We start from the raw sequence: 15,232 nt of genomic DNA on the forward strand, positions 1-15,232 counted from the left end.
CCGGATCACCTACGAGCTCGGGGGAGACCGGATGTTCTACGACGATTACGACTACCTGCCCGCCCTGTTCACGGCCGTGGCCGACCCGTCCGAGGAGAAGCGGACCGTCGACGGCTGGCGGATCGAGCGGGTCGGTCCGATCCAGGGGGCTGCCGACCACTGCACGATCCACGACCCGCTGGGGTGGGAGGGCATGAACGTCCCGATGCGGCCCGGCGGCACGCCCGTCTACCTGGTCTCCCGCGAGGACGCACCCGCGGTCCCGGTGGCCGCTCTGGTGCACCCCACCGAGAACGTCCCGGTCCGGATGGACGACTGCGGCGACGGCTTGGCGACCCCCTCCGGACTCGTCGTGCTGCACGCCGACCCCAGCACCACCCGGATCGAACCGGCCGCCCGGATGCTCGAACGCACCTGGGCCACGCTGCACGCGCGCGCCGCCGAAGGCAGCGGCTGGCTGCTGGAGAACTTCCGCGAGAGCCTCCGGGACGCCTCGGTGGACCCGTCCGACTGGCCGGTGGACCCGATCGAGGGCGACTTCGCGAACGACTGGCTGATGATCCCGGACGAAGCCGGCACCGGCACCGTCCTGGGCATCCTGGTCAGCCCGGACGGGTGCAACACGACCGCGTGCCTGGACGCCGACGGCAAAACGGTGGCGACCCTGCTCACCTTCGACCACTGACCCACGGGCGGCATCCCGAACGGCCAGGCGGGGCACCGCAGGTGCCCCACCGCTCTTCGTTCCGCTCGAACGTGTTCCGGCCAAGTTGAGCTCTTCACAGTCCGAACATCAGACATACGCATGATCTCCTCACTAGGGTGAGGCCCGATCCACCGCTCGTCCATCCCCCCGACCAGCGGGCATCACGCATGCCCGCCGCCAGGACTGGAGTGAACCGATCATGCATCCTCGCCACCTGTGGAAGCGCCTCACCGGCGCGGTCGTCCGCCGCGGCCTCGGCGCCACCATGGGCGCGCTCGCGCTCATCGCGTCGTTCGTCCTCGCGGGCACCGCCGCCGGCACGTCGAACGCGGCCGCCCAGCCGGCCGGTGTCAGCAGCGGCGGCCAGTGGGCCTGCTCCGGCGCCGCCATCCCGAACGGATACGTCCTCACCGCCTTCAACAAGGACGGCTGCAGCGGCTGGGGCTCGTGGTTCCAGCAGCCGGACGCGGACGGGCTCTACAGCTGCGGCGGCTCCCCGATCTACTCGGGCTACGTCCTCACCGACTACCTGAGCTTCGGCTGCAACGGGATGGGCTCCTGGCAGCACAGCCTCGTCAAGGACGGGATCTGGACCTGCGGCGGTTCCCCGATCGTTCCGGGGTACGTGGTGACCGGCTACCAGGTCCCCGGCTGCCACAACGTCGGCGCCTGGTACCACCAGATCGCGAAGCCCGGCCTGCTCGTCTGCCCCAACTCGCCGATCCCGCCGGGCTTCCTCGCGGGCGCCTACTGGGCGGCCGGCTGCACCGGCCACGGCGGCTACTTCCTCTCCCGCGCCTGATCCCACCGGCCGGTCCGCCGGGGCACCGCACGACGTGCGCCACCCCGGCGGACCGGACGGCGACCGGGGGCGGATCCGACCACGTATGCCGTGATTCATCCGCTCCCGGTGCCGTCGGCCTCCCAGCGGAGCAGGTCGCCCGGCTGGCATTCGAGCACCTCGCAGAGCGCGGCGAGGGTGGCGAAGCGCACCGCCTTGGCGCGGCCGTTCTTGAGGACGGCCAGGTTGGCGGGCGTGATCCCCACGCGGTCCGCGAGTTCGCCGACGGACATCTTCCGTCTGGCCAGCATCACGTCGATGTCGACGGCGATCGGCATCAGATCACCTCGTCCAACTCGGCCTGCATCCGGGCCGCTTCGACGTCGCGGGCGACGGCCTGGGCGAGCAGCTTGCGCAGCACGAGGACGATGAGGGCGACGCCGAGGACGGCCACGCCGATCCCGGCCATGATGCCGGTGACGCCCGGGTCGTCGCGCTGGCCGGGTGCGTTCACGGCGGTGATCGCGAACCACGCGAGCGCGGCCGCGACGATGGCCCCGATGATGCCGTCCACGTAGCGGAAGGCGGTGTGGGAGAAGACGGTTCCGTGTCGCACCATCGTCACCAGCCGCCAGACGCAGCCCATGGCGACCTGGGCCGTGCCGATGCCCAGGATCGTGATCACGCGCAGTGCGGTCAACGGGAGCGAACCGCCCTCCTGGTCCTTCCCGCTGACCAGCGCCCACACCATCAAGACCTGGACGAGCACGCTGCCGGTGAGCACCACCACGAGCACGGCGCGCAGCGCGCGCACTGTCAGCTTTCCCAAGACCTGTCCTCCCATCGAGTTGCGATGGGAATCTATCGAATATCGATAGGTTAGGCAAGGGGAGGAGTCGGCGGATGCGGCGGAGCCCCGCCGGGCGGGTGCTCGGCGGGGCTCGGTACCGCGTGGGGGCGGTGGGTTCCGGGTTGGGGCGGGTGTGCTGTGGGGCGGGTCAGGCGCGGGCGTCGATCTTGCCCTGGAGGGCGGTGAGCAGGTCCTTCAGGATGCCGATGGTGACCTCGTCGGCGAGCTCGCCCTCGCCGTCGAAGCGCTCGTGCGAGCGGAAGGCGACCAGCTCGGGCTTGACCACCACGTCGCTGTCGGTCCAGACGAAGACCTGGCGCAGCGCCAGCTGGGCGCGGACGGAGCCGAAGTTGGTGGGCGCGGCGCCCATGATCGCGGTGGGCTTGCGGTGCAGCGGCAGGCCCTCGTTCTTGGTCCAGTCGGTGCTCAGCCAGTCCAGGGCGTTCTTGAGCACGCCGGGGATCGAGTAGTTGAACTCGGGGGTGGCGATGAGCAGGCCGTCCGCGGCGAGCACCTTGCGGCGCAGCTCCTCGACGACGGCCGGGCGCACGCCGGGGTGGTCGAGGTCGTAGTCGTACGGCGGGATGTCGCGCAGGCCGTCGTAGATCTCGATGTCCATGCCGGTGGGGTTGTGCGTCCGGGCGGCGCGCAGCAGGGCGGTGTTGTGCGAGTCGGCGCGCAGCGAGCCGGAGATGGCGAAGACCTTGGACGCGCTCATGACGGTGCTCCTTGCGGTGTGGTGCGGGCGGGTCTGCCCGGTGCGGGGCGGGGGTGGGGCGGCGGCCGTTCCGACGTCAGGTCGGTTCCGGCCGGCGGTCGTTCCGACGCCGAGAAATCTAAACCGTTCAGTTCAATGCGTCAACCAGACAGTTCAGTCTTGACTCTGAACTGGGAGGTGTAGTTCAGTTTTCGGCATGACGACGACTCAGCTCGCCGCGGCCCAGGCCGCCCCCGTAAGCCCGTCCGCTCCCGTCCACGCGTCCGCCCCGGTCCGTTCGACGGCTACCGTCATCGATCCCGTGCACACCTTCGAGGGCGCGGGCTTCCCCGTCCGCCGCCCGTTCCCGGTGGCCGAGCTCCCGATGCTCGATCCGTTCCTGATGGTCGACCAGACCGGTCCGCTGCTGCTCGCCCCCGGCGAGGCCAAGGGCGCTCCTGCCCATCCGCACCGCGGTTTCGAGGCGGTCTCCTACCTCATCGAAGGCTCGATGGACTGGGCCGACTCGACCGGGCGGCGCGGCACCAGCGTCGCGGGCGAGGTGGAGTGGCTCACCGCCGGTGCGGGCATCGTCCACTCCAACGAGCCGACCGCCGAACTCCTCACCCGCGGCGGCCGCCAGCACATGCTCCAGATCTGGGTGAACCTGCCCGCCCGGCTGAAGGACCTCCCGGCCCGCAGCCAGAACCAGGGACCCGAGACCATCCCGGTGGTGCACACCGAGGACGGCAGCCGGGTCAAGGTGATCGCGGGCCGCAGCCACGGCGTGGCCGGGCCGTTCGAGACGCACCTGCCGGTCCTGCTCGCGCACGCCGTGCTGCCCGCCGGAGGACAGGCCGAGTTCACGGTGCCGACCGGCCACAACGCCGCCGTCTACGTGCTCTCCGGCGCCGTCGAACTGCCCGACGCGCAGCTGGCGGACGGCCAGCTCGCGGTGCTGGCGCACGACGGCGAGCGGATCGCCGTCGCCGCGCCGCACGGCGAGGCCGAGGTGCTGGTCCTGGCCGGCGAGCCGATCGGTGAGCCGGTGGCCCGCGGCGGCCCGTTCGTGATGAACACCGCGGCCGAGCTCCGCCAGGCCCAACTCGACTTCGCGAACGGCAAGTTCGGAACGATCCCGGAATGAGCACGGGAACGCGGAACACGGCGGCGGGCGCGGGCGCGCGCTCGGCGCCCGCCAGCCGTGGGGCAGGAGGGACGCTGCGCGCCGGCCTGCTGCTCGCGGCGCTCGCCGCCCCGGGAGCAGCCGGACTCTCCGCTCCGAGCCTCGTCCTGCCCGCCATCGCACGGGACCTGCACACCGGCCCCGGCCCGGCCGCCTGGCTGATGAGCGGCTACGGGCTCGGCATGATGCTCGGCACCCCGCTGCTCACCGGTACGGCCGGGCGGCGCGGCCCCCGGGCTCTGCTGCTCGCCTCCGCGGGCGCGCTGCTGATCGGCGTGCTGGTCACGCTCGCCGCCGGGACGGCCCTGGGCCCGCTGGTGGCCGGGCGCGCCGTGCTGGCGGTCGGTGCGGCCGGTTTCAACGTGGCCGCCTTCCAGCTGGCGGCACGTCAACCGGACGCACGCGCCTCGGGCCTCGTCGCGATCGGCAGCGCGGCGGGCGGCACCGCCGGACTGTTCATCGGCGCGGCGGTGGCGGCCGGGCTGGGCTGGCGGGCCTGCCTGATGCTGCCGGTGCCGGCCCTGGCGGCGCTGCCGGCCGCACTGCGCGGGTGCGCCGCAGCGCAGACGGCGCAGGGCACGGGCGATCGCCCGGCGGCGCGCCGCTCCTTCCTCGGCCTGGACTCCCTGGCGGTGCCGCGCTTTCGCACCGTCGCGGCGGTGATGCTCGTCCTGGCGACCGTCAACTTCAGCCTGGTCTACGGCGCACCGCGGCGAGCCGCCGCGCTGACCGGCTGGAGCGCCGTCCAGACCGGCGCCGTCGCCTCGCTCGCCACCCTGTCCGGCGCGCTGCTCTCCTGGCTGCTGGTGCGCGCCGCGTCCCGGCTGGGCCTGCAGCGGACCGCCGGCCTGCTGCTCGGCGTCTCGTGCACCGCACTCGCGCTCGCCGCCTTCGCCCCCTGGGCACCGCTGGTGCTGCTGGGTGCCGGGGCCAGCGCTTGCGTCAACGCCGCCGGCCAGGGCGTCCTGACCGGCGCCGCCGCCCAGGCCGTGGCCCCGCAGCGCCAGCCGGAGGCGATCGGGCTGTTCAACCTGGTGTTCCTGCTCGGCGCGGCACTCGGCCCGCAGCTGGCGGCGTTCGGCGGGCGGATCGCCGGGCTGGGCCCGTAAGGAGTGTCGGACGGAGCCTTGCCGGGCCCGCGACGCCAGGTCCTCCGTCCCTGGTCCACCCCGCCAGCCGTGCCGACCGAACCGTTCAGTTTCCTATACTGGCCCGTACCATCTCCCCCCTGAGCACCCCGAGGAGAACCCCGATGGCCGCCGACAGCCCCCAGCCGGTCGACGAGTTCGGCATCCCGATCATCCCGAGCCCGGTCGACGCCGCCCAGCGGCGCCGGCAGGCGATCATCGACGCGGCCCTGGTCGAGTTCCTCAAGGAGGGCTACTCCGCCGCCTCGATGGACGCCATCACCGCACGCTCCGGCGTCTCCAAGGCGACCATCTACAAGCACTTCGGGAACAAGGAACGCCTCTTCCTCGCGGTGATCGGCGGCATACTGCCCACCACCTACGAGGACCTCAAGCCGTGGAACTCCACCATCGCCGAGGCCGACGACCTGCGCTCCGCACTGATCACGCTCACCCTCGACTGGACCCGCATCCTGCTGCGCCCCGACATCATGTCGCTGCGCCGCCTGGTGATCGGCGAGATCGACCGCTTCCCGCAGCTGGGCCAGCTCTGGTACCGGGTCAGCTACGACATGAACAACGGCCCGCTGATCGAGGCCTTCACCGAGCTGGACCGCCGCGGCCAGCTCACCGTCGAGGACCCGGTGCTGGCCGTGCAGCAGCTGGTGGCCTGCACGGTGGGCGTGCCGCAGCTGGTGCGCACGTTCCGTCCGGAAGCCGAACTGGACGAGGCCGAGATGCACCGGATGATCAGCTCCGGGGTCGACCTGTTCCTGGCACGGTACGCGCGGCAGCAGTGAGCGCAGCCACGGCGGGCCCGGCGTCCGGGTCCGCCGCGGGTGCCGCGGGTTCCGCAGGGTCCGTGGGTGCCGCGGCCGGAGCGTCGTCCGGCCGGCGACGGCGCCGCCGCACCCCGGCCACCAGCAGCAGCACCGCCGTCCACGCACCGGTGCAGAGCACCTGGCTGCGGCTTCCCGGGTCCACCAGCATGAACACCAGCACCCCGGCCATCGCCGCCAGTGCCGCGTAGCCCAGGTACGGCAAGCCCCGCACCGGGGCCGCCTGCCGCGACCCGCGCTCCTGGTCCCGCTCCTGCTGCCCCGGCCCGTCCGGACGCTGCCGCCGGCCGTGCAGCCGCAGGTGCGAGGCGGCGATCAGGATCCAGACCACCAGGATCGCCGTCCCGATGGAGTTCAGCAGGAACGGGAAGACGCTGCGCGGCCACCGCAGGCTGAGCACCACCGACACGAAGCCGAACGCGGCCGAGGCGAGCACGGCGCGCCCGGTACCGGCCGCGCCGTCGCCGCGGCCCGCCGACCGGCCGCGCCGGGTCAGCAGGCGCGGCGCGTCGCCGCGGGCCGCGAGGGCGTGCAGCATCCGCGAGGAGCCGTAGATGTTGGCGTTCATCGCCGACAGCAGGGCCACCAGCACGACGGCGTCCATCAGCTGCGCCGCGCCCGGCACCCCGATCCGTCCGATCGCGGCCGCGTACGGGCCGCCGGCGACCGCCGGATCGTCCCACGGCACCACGGCGACGATCACCGCCATCGAGCCGATGTAGAACAGCGCCACCCGCCACAGCACCGTGCGCACCGCCCGGCGCACCGCCGCCACCGGGTCCTCGCACTCGGCGGCGGCGATGGTCACCGTCTCCAGCCCGCCGTACGCGAACACCGCCGCGATGGTGCCCACCGCGACCCCGTGCCAGCCGTGCGGCAGCAGGCCGCCGTGCGCGGTCAGGTTCTCCGCGGCCGGAGTCCGGCCGGTGAGCACGGCGGCGGCGCCGAGCAGGATGAACGCGCAGATCGAGGCCGCCTTCACCCCGGCGAACCAGAACTCCAGCTCGCCGAAGCGCCGCACACCCGCCAGGTTCGTCCCGGTGAACAGCGCCATGAACGCTGCCACCCACACCCAGGCCGGTACCTGCGGCAGCCATCCCGCCACGATCCTGGACGCCCCGATCGCCTCCGCGGCCACGCTCACCACCAGCAGCGCCCAGTACATCCAGCCGGCCAGCAGCCCGGCCCACGGCCCCCAGGCGCGGGTGGCGTGCGCGGCGAACGACCCGGAGTCGGGGTGGGCGGCGGACATCTCGCCGAGCATCCGCATGACCACCACGGTGAGCGCCCCGGCCACCACGTACGACACCACGATCCCGGGCCCCGCCGCGGCGATCCCGACACCGGAGCCGACGAACAGCCCGGCTCCGATCGCACCGCCCAGCGCGATCATGGCGATGTGGCGCTGTCTCAGCCCACGACTGACCGACCGGTCCTCGGACATCACGACTCCCCCCGTTGTGATCCAACCGGGGGAGATCCTGGCCCCGACCGCCCGTCGTGATCAAGTCCTCCGGCCGCCCCGACCGAGGCGTGGACACCCGCCGACCACAGCGCGGGACGCCCCGCGGCCCATCTCCGGACCGGTCTCCTGCCCCGCGGCGTTGCCACTCGGGGGCCCTTGGCACGACGACGCTGCCGACGTAAGTCCGTGCGCTGCACCAGAGGTGAAGGCTCGTCAGGCGACTGTGCGTACGATCCGGGCCGGCGGGCGCACCCCCTGGGAGCTGTTCAAGATCCGGACCACGCGAGTAGGTGCGCCTGTTCCGACCGGATCGGATGTCCGGGGCCCGCTTCACCGGTCCGCCCGCGCGGGCGGACCGGTTCCGACGTCACGGGCGGTGGAAGGGTGTGAGGCTGAGGGTGAAGTCGGCGGTGCCGAGTTCGAGCCGGTGCTGTGGCAGGACACCGGGTCCGCAAGCGGCGCTTCCGAGGCCCTGGACGGCGTGGTCGGTGTGCAGGTGGACGAGCGGGCCGGGGGTCAGCTCGGTCTGGTGCCGGGCGGCGGCGAGCTGCCGGTCGGTCCAGGGACGGGCGGACAGGTGGAAGGGTTCTTCGCCCCGGACGTGGATGGCGTCGGAGCCGTCGCTGATCCGCGCCCACCGCACGTCCATCCGGTTGCCGTTCTCCTGCGGGCGCACGTAGGGCGTCTGCAGCCGGTCGACCGTGGCGCGGAAGCGTCCGACGCGGACCGCCTGCCGGGAGTCCGGGTAGGCCTCGCCGGGGCCGGCGCCGAACCACTCGACCTGTGACCAGTCGGCGGGGAGCTGCCAGTCGAGGCCGATCCGGGCCAGTGAGCGGGAGGTGTTGCGGCGGACCAGTTCCCGGCGCTCTTCCGGCGGCAGGGCGGGGTCGACCATGGTGTCGGCGAAGTCGTCCGTCCGCTCGGGCCAGTGGCCCACCGGTTCGGCGTGCACGTGGAGCCGCAGGCCGGTCCCGTCGCTGGTCCAGCGATAGGTCGTCAGGTAGCCGCAGGCAACGGCGGCGGCGGCGCTGCGGACCACGACGGTCAGGCCCTGGGCGTCGGGCGTGACGGAGACGGTGCGGTGGCGCAGCCGGTCCAGGCCGCGCTCCTTCCAGTAGGCGGCGTCGCGCTGGGACCAGCCGCGGTCGTTGTCGGTGGGTGCGCGCCACAGGCCCAGGGTGGGGCCCTGCAGCGGCAGTCCGCCGAGGTCGAGGAGGCTGCCGGTGGCGGGGTCGAACCGGCCGGGCCCGAGCGTGACGGATCCGTCCGCGGCGTGCGGGGACATCAGCGGTGCGTCCGAGCGGTCGCGGCGCGGTGCGGAAAGCGGGAGTTGTCCCCAGGCGATGACGTGGCCCTCGGGCGCCCAGTCGGCGGGCTTGGCCAGCTCCGCCCGGACGGTCAGCCACAGTTCACCGCCGTCCTCGTCAGCGGCCTGCCAGGCCGGCGCGGGCAGCAGCAGTCGACCGTGGTTTCCGGCTGGCAGCTGCGGCGTGGGCAGTGTGCCTGCGGCGATCTCGACGCCCTCGCGCGCGAGCGACCAGGTGAACCGCAGGTGGGACAGGTCCAGGACTTCGTAGTGGTTCTCGACGCTCAGCGTTCCGGGCTCGGGGCCCGGGCCGATGCGGACGGGAGCGATGACCTTGGCGTACTCCAGCAGGCCGGGCGAGGGAGTGCCGTCGGGGAAGACCAGGCCGTCGCAGATGAAGTTGCCGTCGTGCAGGTCCTCGCCGAAGTCGCCGCCGTAGCCGAAGAATTCGCGGCCCGCTGCGTCGTGCGTGCGCAGCCCCTGGTCCATCCACTCCCACACCCAGCCGCCCTGCACCCGCGGGTACTCGTCGAAGAGCCGCGCGTACTCGGCCAGGGCGCCGGGTCCGTTGCCCATCGCGTGGGCGAACTCGGTGAGGAGGAAGGGCATGCGGTTGCGCGGATCGTCGGCCGGGTCGCCGGAGCCGGCCCTCGCGGGGTAGTGGATCTCGCCCGGGAGCAGCTGTCCGCGGCCGATGCGGGCGACGGCCGCGGGCGGGCGGTACATCTGGCCGTGGACGTCGGTGTACTCGCCGAGCCGGTCGGCCTCGTAGTGGATCGGACGGGAGGGGTCGCGCCGGCGCGCCCAGTCGGCCATCGCGCGCAGGTTCCGGCCGTCGCCCGCCTCGTTGCCCAGGGACCACAGGACGATGCTGGGGTGGTTCTTGTCCCGCTCGATCGTGCGCTCGATGCGGTCCAGGTAGGCGGCCTGCCAGCGCGGGTCGTCGGAGGGGTTGCGCTCCCACGTGGTGGCGTCGGCGTACTCGAAGCCGTGGGTCTCCAGGTCGCATTCGAGGGTGACGTACAGGCCGAGTTCGTCGCACAGGTCGAGGAAGGCGGGGTGCGGCGGGTAGTGGGAGGTGCGGACGGCGTTGATGTTGTGACGCTTCATCAGCTCCACGTCGCGGCGCATGGCCTCCACGGAGAGGGCGCGGCCGTGGTCGGGGTCGAACTCGTGCCGGTTGACGCCCCGCAGCACCACGCGGCGCCCGTTGACCCGCAGGACGCCGTCCCCGTCGACGGTGACGGTGCGGAAGCCGAAGCGGACGCGCACGCGTTCGCTGCCGGTGGCCAGCCGGGCCTCGTACAGGTGCGGGTCCTCCGCGCTCCAGGGCCGCACCGCCGGGAACCGGAGCTCGCCGTCGGCCGGCTGGTCGTGGACGCCGAGGGCGGGGACGCTGATCCGCACGGGTGCGTCCGCGTCCGCGTCCACGCGCAACCGGCCCTCGCCGGTGGCGTCGTCGTAGTCGGCGCGGACGAAGACGTCCCGGATGCCACCGGCGGGGCGGGCCAGCAGTGCCACGTCGCGGAAGATGCCCGACAGGCGCCAGGTGTCCTGGTCCTCCAGGTAGGTGCCGGCGGAGAACTGGTGCACCCGCACGGCGAGCACGTTGCGGCCGGGCCTCAGCGCCTCGGTCACGTCGAACTCGGCCGCCAGCCGGCTGCCGTAGGTGACACCCAGCTCCCGGCCGTTGAGCCAGACCCGGGCGCAGGAGTCCACCCCCTCGAAACGCACCACCGCGGGCACGCCCTGCCAGGACTCCGGCAGGTCGAAGACGCGGCGGTAGTCACCGGTCTCGTTCTCGTCCGGGACGAACGGCGGGTCGAGCGGGATGGGGTAGGCGATGTTCAGGTAGACGGGCCGGCCGTAGCCGCGCAGCTGCCAGTGCGAGGGGACCGGCAGGGCGTCCCAGGAGCCGTCGTCGAACTCCGGGTCCTGGAACCCGTCCGGTTCGGCCCGCAGCGCCGGGGAGAACCGGAACGCCCACGGCCCGTTGAGGTCGATCCGGGGGGCATCGGAGTCCAGGACCGCGCGCGGCGCCGGCCTTCCGCGGCCGGGCACGAAGTCCTCGAAGTAGCGTGCAGGCATGCCTAAGCCCTCCGGGCGGTCTCGGGGGTGATGCGCGCGACCGTACTATCGAAGGCTTGTTGCGGGAAGACGTTCCCGCCGCTGCGGCCTCGACGGGCGCGCCTGCCATGCGAATGCGAGCTCCGGCCTGCGTGGAACGCCGGTCTGTGGCCGGCAACTTCGCTGCGTGTCGGAGACGGGTCCGGCCCGCGGGATCAGCGCCGGATTTCGACGCGTGCCCGTTCGCCGGCGATGGGCAGCAGTGCGGGGACCAGGGCGAGGGCGATGAGGGCGGTGACCCAGGTGTAGGTGTGTTGGAAGGCGTGGGCGAGGTGGGGGGCGAGTGCCGTGCGCGCGGCGTCGTCCAGGGACTGTACGGCGGTGAGTGCGTCGCCGGTTTGTGTGGTGGTGGCGGCGGTGGGCAGTTGGTCGGTCATGGCGGTGGTGAGCAGGGTGGACATCAGGGCGGTGCCGGCCGCGCCGCAGACCTGTTGGACGATGGTGAGGAGGGTGGTGGCGGCGGGGACGTCGCTGGGGGTGACGCTGCGGGTGGCGGCGGCCATGGCCGGCATCAGGGTCATGCCGATGCCCGTGCCGGTGACGGCGAGGGTGGCGACGAGGTGGGGGAAGGGGGTGTCGGCGGTGAGTTGGAGGGTGAAGGCGAGGAAGCCGGCGGCGGCGAGGGCGGTGCCGGTGGCCATGATCCGGCGGGAGGAGAAGCGGTCGGACAGGCGGCCGGCGAGTTGGATGGTGAGGCCGGTGGCGAGGGCTTGGGGGATGGCGAGCAGACCCACGTGGGTGGGGCTTTGGCCGCGGACGAGCTGGTAGTAGAGGGGGAGCAGGAGCATGGAGCCGAAGTAGCCGAGGCCGAACAGGGCGATGGTGGCGGCGGGTGCGGCGAAGGCGGGGCGGGTCAGCAGGCGTAGGTCGATCAGCGGCCGGTGTGTGGTCAGTGCCCGGACGGTGAAGGCGGTGACGAGGGCGGCTCCGGTCAGGGTGGGCAGGAGGGCGGCGGGTGCGGTGGGGTGTCCGTGTTCGGCGCCCAGGCCGTAGATGAGTGCGGCCAGGCCGGGGGAGAGCATGAGCAGGCCGGGCAGGTCCACGGGTGGGCGGGCGGCGGCGGTGCGGGCGTCGCGGGGCAGCAGGTGGGCGGCGAGGACGAGGGCGAGGGCGCCGAGGGGCAGGTTGAGGAGGAAGAGCCAGCGCCAGGAGGCTTCGTCGACGAGGCGGCCGCCGAGGACGGGGCCGGCGAGGGGGCCGATGAGGACGGGCAGGCCGAGCGTGCTCATGGTGCGGCCGGTGCGGGCGGGGTCGCCGCCGCGCAGCAGGATGGTCATGCCGACGGGCATCACCATGCCGGCGCCCAGGCCTTGCAGGACGCGGAAGGCGATCAGTGAGGGGGCGTCCCAGGCGGCACCGGCCAGGGCGGAGCCGAGCACGAACAGGGTGAGCGCGCCCAGGTAGAGGCGGCGGGTGCCGAAGCGTGCGATCGCCCAGGCGGTGGCGGGGGTGACGGTGGCCAGGGCCAGGGTGTAGCCGGTGGTGACCCACTGGATGGTGGCCAGTGGGGCGGCGAAGTCCCCGGCGAGGCGGTTGAGGGCGACGTTGACGATCGTGGTGTCGAGGACGGTCAGCAGCGAGCCGAGGACCACGACGGCGGCGAGGGCCGCGGTGCGCGGACCGGGCGGGCCCGCAGCGCCCGTCCCGCTGCCCGTCTTCGTGCCGGTGGTGGTTGTGGCCGTGGTCATGGTTGTTTCCCCCCTTTGTGTCGTGGTTTCAGGCGTTGTAGGGGTGGGTGGTGCGAGCGTTCCTGAGGGCGTGGGCCCACCAGGTGAGCTGGTCGAGCATGCCCTTGGCGGCGCCGTTCTGGATGGTCGCGTCCAGTGGTTCGCCGTCCTGGTCGAACAGGCTCCAGACGTTGTGGAAGCTGACGGTGTCGCGGACGGTCGCGGCGTGCAGTTCGGCGAAGACCAGCCGCAGTTGTTCGACGGCGCGCAGTCCGCCGCCGAGGCCGCCGTAGGAGACGAAGCCGACGGGCTTGGCGTGCCATTCGTTGCGGTGCAGGTCGATGGCGTTCTTGAGGGCGGCGGGGAAGCTGTGGTTGTACTCGGGGGTGATCACCACGAAGGCGTCGGCGGCGGCCAGGCGGGGGGTCAGGGCGGCGTGGTGGCGGGCCTGTTCGGGGGTGGCTTCCTCGCCGAGGTGGGCCAGCGGGTGCTCGGCCAGGTCGATGACGTCGATGTCGAGGTCGGCGCGCTGTTCTGCGGTGCGGGTGAACCAGTGGGCGACGGTGGGCGCGAAGCGGCCCTGGCGGGTGCTGGCGATGATGACGGCGAGGCGCAGCGGGGTCCGGGTCATGGCTGTCTCCAGGGGTGGGGTGTGGTCTGGTGCGCCGCCCGTTCGGACGGCACGTCAGGTAAAGTACAACGTGTATGGCAACAAGTACAACGGTGACTGCAATTTTCTTGGAGGCGGCGACAGTGCACCAGACCCCCACGACGGGCGACCGGCAGGACACAGCCGGGCGGCCGCGCCGCGGGCTGGCCGAGAAACGACAGGCCATCACCCGCGCCGCCCGCACCGTGTTCGGCCGCGACGGCTACACCCGTGCCAGCATCGATGCCATCGCGACCGAGGCCGGGGTGTCGACCCGCACGATCTACAACCACTTCGCGGGCAAGGAACTGCTCTTCCAGACCGTCGTCCAGGAAAGCGCCACGCAGGTCGGCGACGCCCAGCTGGACATCATCGACCGCCGCCTGGGGAAGGTCACCGACCTGGAGGCGGACCTGACCGCGTTCGCGCTGGCCTGGGTGGCTCCACTGACGGAGTTCGCCGACCACTTCGGCCTGGTGCGCCAGATCAACGCCGAGGCCCGGCACCTGCCCAAGGCCGCTCTGGACGCCTGGCAGGAGGCCGGTCCGCGCCGGGTTTTCGCCGCCCTGGCCCGGCGTTTCGCGGAACTGGCCGAGGAGGGCTGGCTGCAGGCGCCCGACCCGGGGCGCGCGGCCACCCATTTCGTGCTCCTGACCGCCACCGACGTCACCCAGCGCTCCTACTGGGGCGCCTACCCCCTGGATGCGGCCGAGACCGAGGAGATCGTCACCGCCGGCGTCCAGGCCTTCCTGCGCGCCTACGCACCCTCCAAGCGGTGACCTCACCCACCACCCCGCCCGTCCCGCGCATGGGAGTCGCCTGCACGCCCGTTGCGGGCTGAAGGAGGCCGAGGAGACAGAGGCCGAGGTGGTACTGCTGCCAGTCCCGCGTCGAGCAGGCCGTCTGAACGGAACACCCCTGACCGGGCGTTGTGGACGGACGCGCCTGGAACAGCTCTCCGGCTGGACGGTTGTCATGTCTGGCGGAACTGCCGGGCGGGCATAGGAACAGCATCCGGTTACGGGCCCGGCCGCGACTCCCCCACGAGTGCGACCGAGCCCCGACCGGTGAGCGGGCCTGGGCGTGACTCCCCCCACGGAGCGGCGGCCGGGCCCGATTGCTGTTCAACCGGCGACACGCAGCGTACATGTCATCTCTACTCAGCGCTACCTCGCGGCGGATGAAGGTGCCGACGTACCCGTGCCGTGCCGGGCATCGGGCCGAAGCAGTCCGAGCTGAAGCAGACGCCGGTGAGGTCGTCGAAGAAGCCGACGGTGGTGGGATCGTCGAACAGGGGCGGCCGGAACGCGGTGAGCGTGCCGTCGCCGACGTCGAGTGACTCGCCGGGATCGAGAAGGTGGACCCGGTCCAGGGGGAGCGGTCAGCGGGTGAACTTCGCGATGGCCGCCGGTGTGACGGGAGTGAAGAAGTTGACGAGGTTGCCGTCGGGGTCACGCAGCAGGAGCGAGCGGTTGCCCCAGGGCATCGTGGTGGGCCCGGCCACGAAGTCGGTGACGGAGTCGGCCAGGTTGCGGTGCACGCCGTCCACGTCGGCGACGAGGAATTCGGTGATCACGGTGTTGTTGTCGGCCGGACGGGCGGAGCCGGGTGCGAACAGTGCGACGGTGCGGGTGTGGCCGATGGCGAGGGTGGCGCCGGCGGTCCGCAGTTCGGCGAAGTCCTCGGTGGACCAGTGGGCTTGCACGCCGGTGGCCCGCTCGTAGAAGTCGACCAGGCGCGCGACGTCGCCCGTGATGATCCGGATCGAAACGAATTCCATGGTGCTCTCCTCAGGGTGGTGGCGCTGTTGCCCGTGGAACGCTAGAGCAAAT

At 72.6% G+C, this 15,232-nt stretch carries 14 protein-coding genes and 1 pseudogene; 6 read left to right on the forward strand and 9 right to left on the reverse strand.

The window, feature by feature from the left end; genetic code table 11:
• Positions 1–31 precede the first annotated feature (31 nt).
• Entirely contained in the window at positions 32–685 is a 654-nt protein-coding gene (locus tag CRP52_RS34605; protein ID WP_097240795.1) for a hypothetical protein, read from the forward strand.
• Positions 686–905: 220 nt separating this feature from the next.
• Complete coding sequence (locus CRP52_RS34610; protein WP_097240796.1) at positions 906–1,508, forward strand: hypothetical protein; 603 nt, start codon at positions 906–908, stop codon at positions 1,506–1,508.
• Positions 1,509–1,603: 95 nt separating this feature from the next.
• Here the strand turns inward: CRP52_RS34610 and CRP52_RS34615 are convergent, their stop codons facing one another.
• From CRP52_RS34615 to CRP52_RS34625, 3 genes are all read right to left on the reverse strand, one after another.
• Positions 1,604–1,825 carry a helix-turn-helix domain-containing protein gene (locus CRP52_RS34615; protein WP_097240797.1) on the reverse strand — a complete coding sequence of 74 codons (222 nt, stop codon included), beginning with the start codon at positions 1,823–1,825 and terminating at the stop codon, positions 1,604–1,606.
• A complete protein-coding gene (locus CRP52_RS34620; protein ID WP_097240798.1) occupies positions 1,825–2,316 on the reverse strand; it encodes a DUF2975 domain-containing protein in 492 nt (163 codons plus the stop codon). The genes CRP52_RS34615 and CRP52_RS34620 overlap by 1 nt, the downstream gene beginning before the upstream one ends.
• 169 nt (positions 2,317–2,485) lie before the next feature.
• The gene (locus tag CRP52_RS34625; RefSeq protein ID WP_097240799.1) at positions 2,486–3,055 is read right to left on the reverse strand and encodes an NADPH-dependent FMN reductase; all 570 of its coding nucleotides are present in this window, start codon (positions 3,053–3,055) and stop codon (positions 2,486–2,488) included.
• Between the two features lie 196 nt (positions 3,056–3,251).
• On the opposite strand from CRP52_RS34625, the gene CRP52_RS34630 reads away from it, so the two are divergent.
• The 3 genes from CRP52_RS34630 (at position 3,252) to CRP52_RS34640 (ending at position 6,147) form a co-directional block, all read left to right on the forward strand.
• Positions 3,252–4,181 (forward strand): pirin family protein, encoded by a 930-nt coding sequence (locus tag CRP52_RS34630; RefSeq protein ID WP_097240800.1) that lies wholly within the window; start codon positions 3,252–3,254, stop codon positions 4,179–4,181.
• The gene (locus CRP52_RS34635) at positions 4,178–5,329 is read left to right on the forward strand and encodes an MFS transporter (RefSeq protein WP_097240801.1); all 1,152 of its coding nucleotides are present in this window, start codon (positions 4,178–4,180) and stop codon (positions 5,327–5,329) included. The genes CRP52_RS34630 and CRP52_RS34635 overlap by 4 nt, the downstream gene beginning before the upstream one ends.
• Before the next feature lie 143 nt (positions 5,330–5,472).
• On the forward strand, positions 5,473–6,147 hold the full coding sequence (locus CRP52_RS34640) for a TetR/AcrR family transcriptional regulator (protein WP_097240802.1): 675 nt from the start codon (positions 5,473–5,475) through the stop codon (positions 6,145–6,147).
• Here the strand turns inward: CRP52_RS34640 and CRP52_RS34645 are convergent.
• From CRP52_RS34645 to CRP52_RS34660, 4 genes are all read right to left on the reverse strand, one after another.
• Positions 6,098–7,630, reverse strand: coding sequence for an amino acid permease (locus tag CRP52_RS34645; RefSeq protein ID WP_097240803.1), 1,533 nt, complete (start codon positions 7,628–7,630; stop codon positions 6,098–6,100). The two genes, CRP52_RS34640 and CRP52_RS34645, sit on opposite strands and share 50 nt — an antisense overlap.
• Positions 7,631–8,018: 388 nt before the next feature.
• The gene (locus tag CRP52_RS34650) at positions 8,019–11,045 is read right to left on the reverse strand and encodes a glycoside hydrolase family 2 TIM barrel-domain containing protein (RefSeq protein WP_097240804.1); all 3,027 of its coding nucleotides are present in this window, start codon (positions 11,043–11,045) and stop codon (positions 8,019–8,021) included.
• A gap of 194 nt (positions 11,046–11,239) precedes the next feature.
• On the reverse strand, positions 11,240–12,772 hold the full coding sequence (locus tag CRP52_RS34655; protein ID WP_097240805.1) for a DHA2 family efflux MFS transporter permease subunit: 1,533 nt from the start codon (positions 12,770–12,772) through the stop codon (positions 11,240–11,242).
• Positions 12,773–12,800: 28 nt separating this feature from the next.
• A complete protein-coding gene (locus tag CRP52_RS34660) occupies positions 12,801–13,382 on the reverse strand; it encodes an NADPH-dependent FMN reductase (RefSeq protein ID WP_097240806.1) in 582 nt (193 codons plus the stop codon).
• Positions 13,383–13,504: 122 nt separating this feature from the next.
• Here CRP52_RS34660 and CRP52_RS34665 point away from each other — a divergent pair, with 122 nt between their 5' ends.
• Positions 13,505–14,179: a TetR/AcrR family transcriptional regulator gene (locus CRP52_RS34665; RefSeq protein WP_257033199.1), complete on the forward strand. Its 675-nt coding sequence runs from the start codon at positions 13,505–13,507 to the stop codon at positions 14,177–14,179.
• A gap of 431 nt (positions 14,180–14,610) precedes the next feature.
• Here the strand turns inward: CRP52_RS34665 and CRP52_RS40965 are convergent.
• Both CRP52_RS40965 and CRP52_RS34675 read right to left on the reverse strand, forming a co-directional pair.
• Positions 14,611–14,781, reverse strand: a pseudogene (locus CRP52_RS40965) (MBL fold metallo-hydrolase); the annotation flags it as partial.
• Positions 14,782–15,180, reverse strand: coding sequence for a VOC family protein (locus CRP52_RS34675; protein WP_097240808.1), 399 nt, complete (start codon positions 15,178–15,180; stop codon positions 14,782–14,784).
• Between the last annotated feature and the right edge of the window lie 52 nt (positions 15,181–15,232).

The organism is Streptomyces sp. 1331.2 (genome assembly GCF_900199205.1).
GTDB lineage: Bacteria > Actinomycetota > Actinomycetes > Streptomycetales > Streptomycetaceae > Kitasatospora.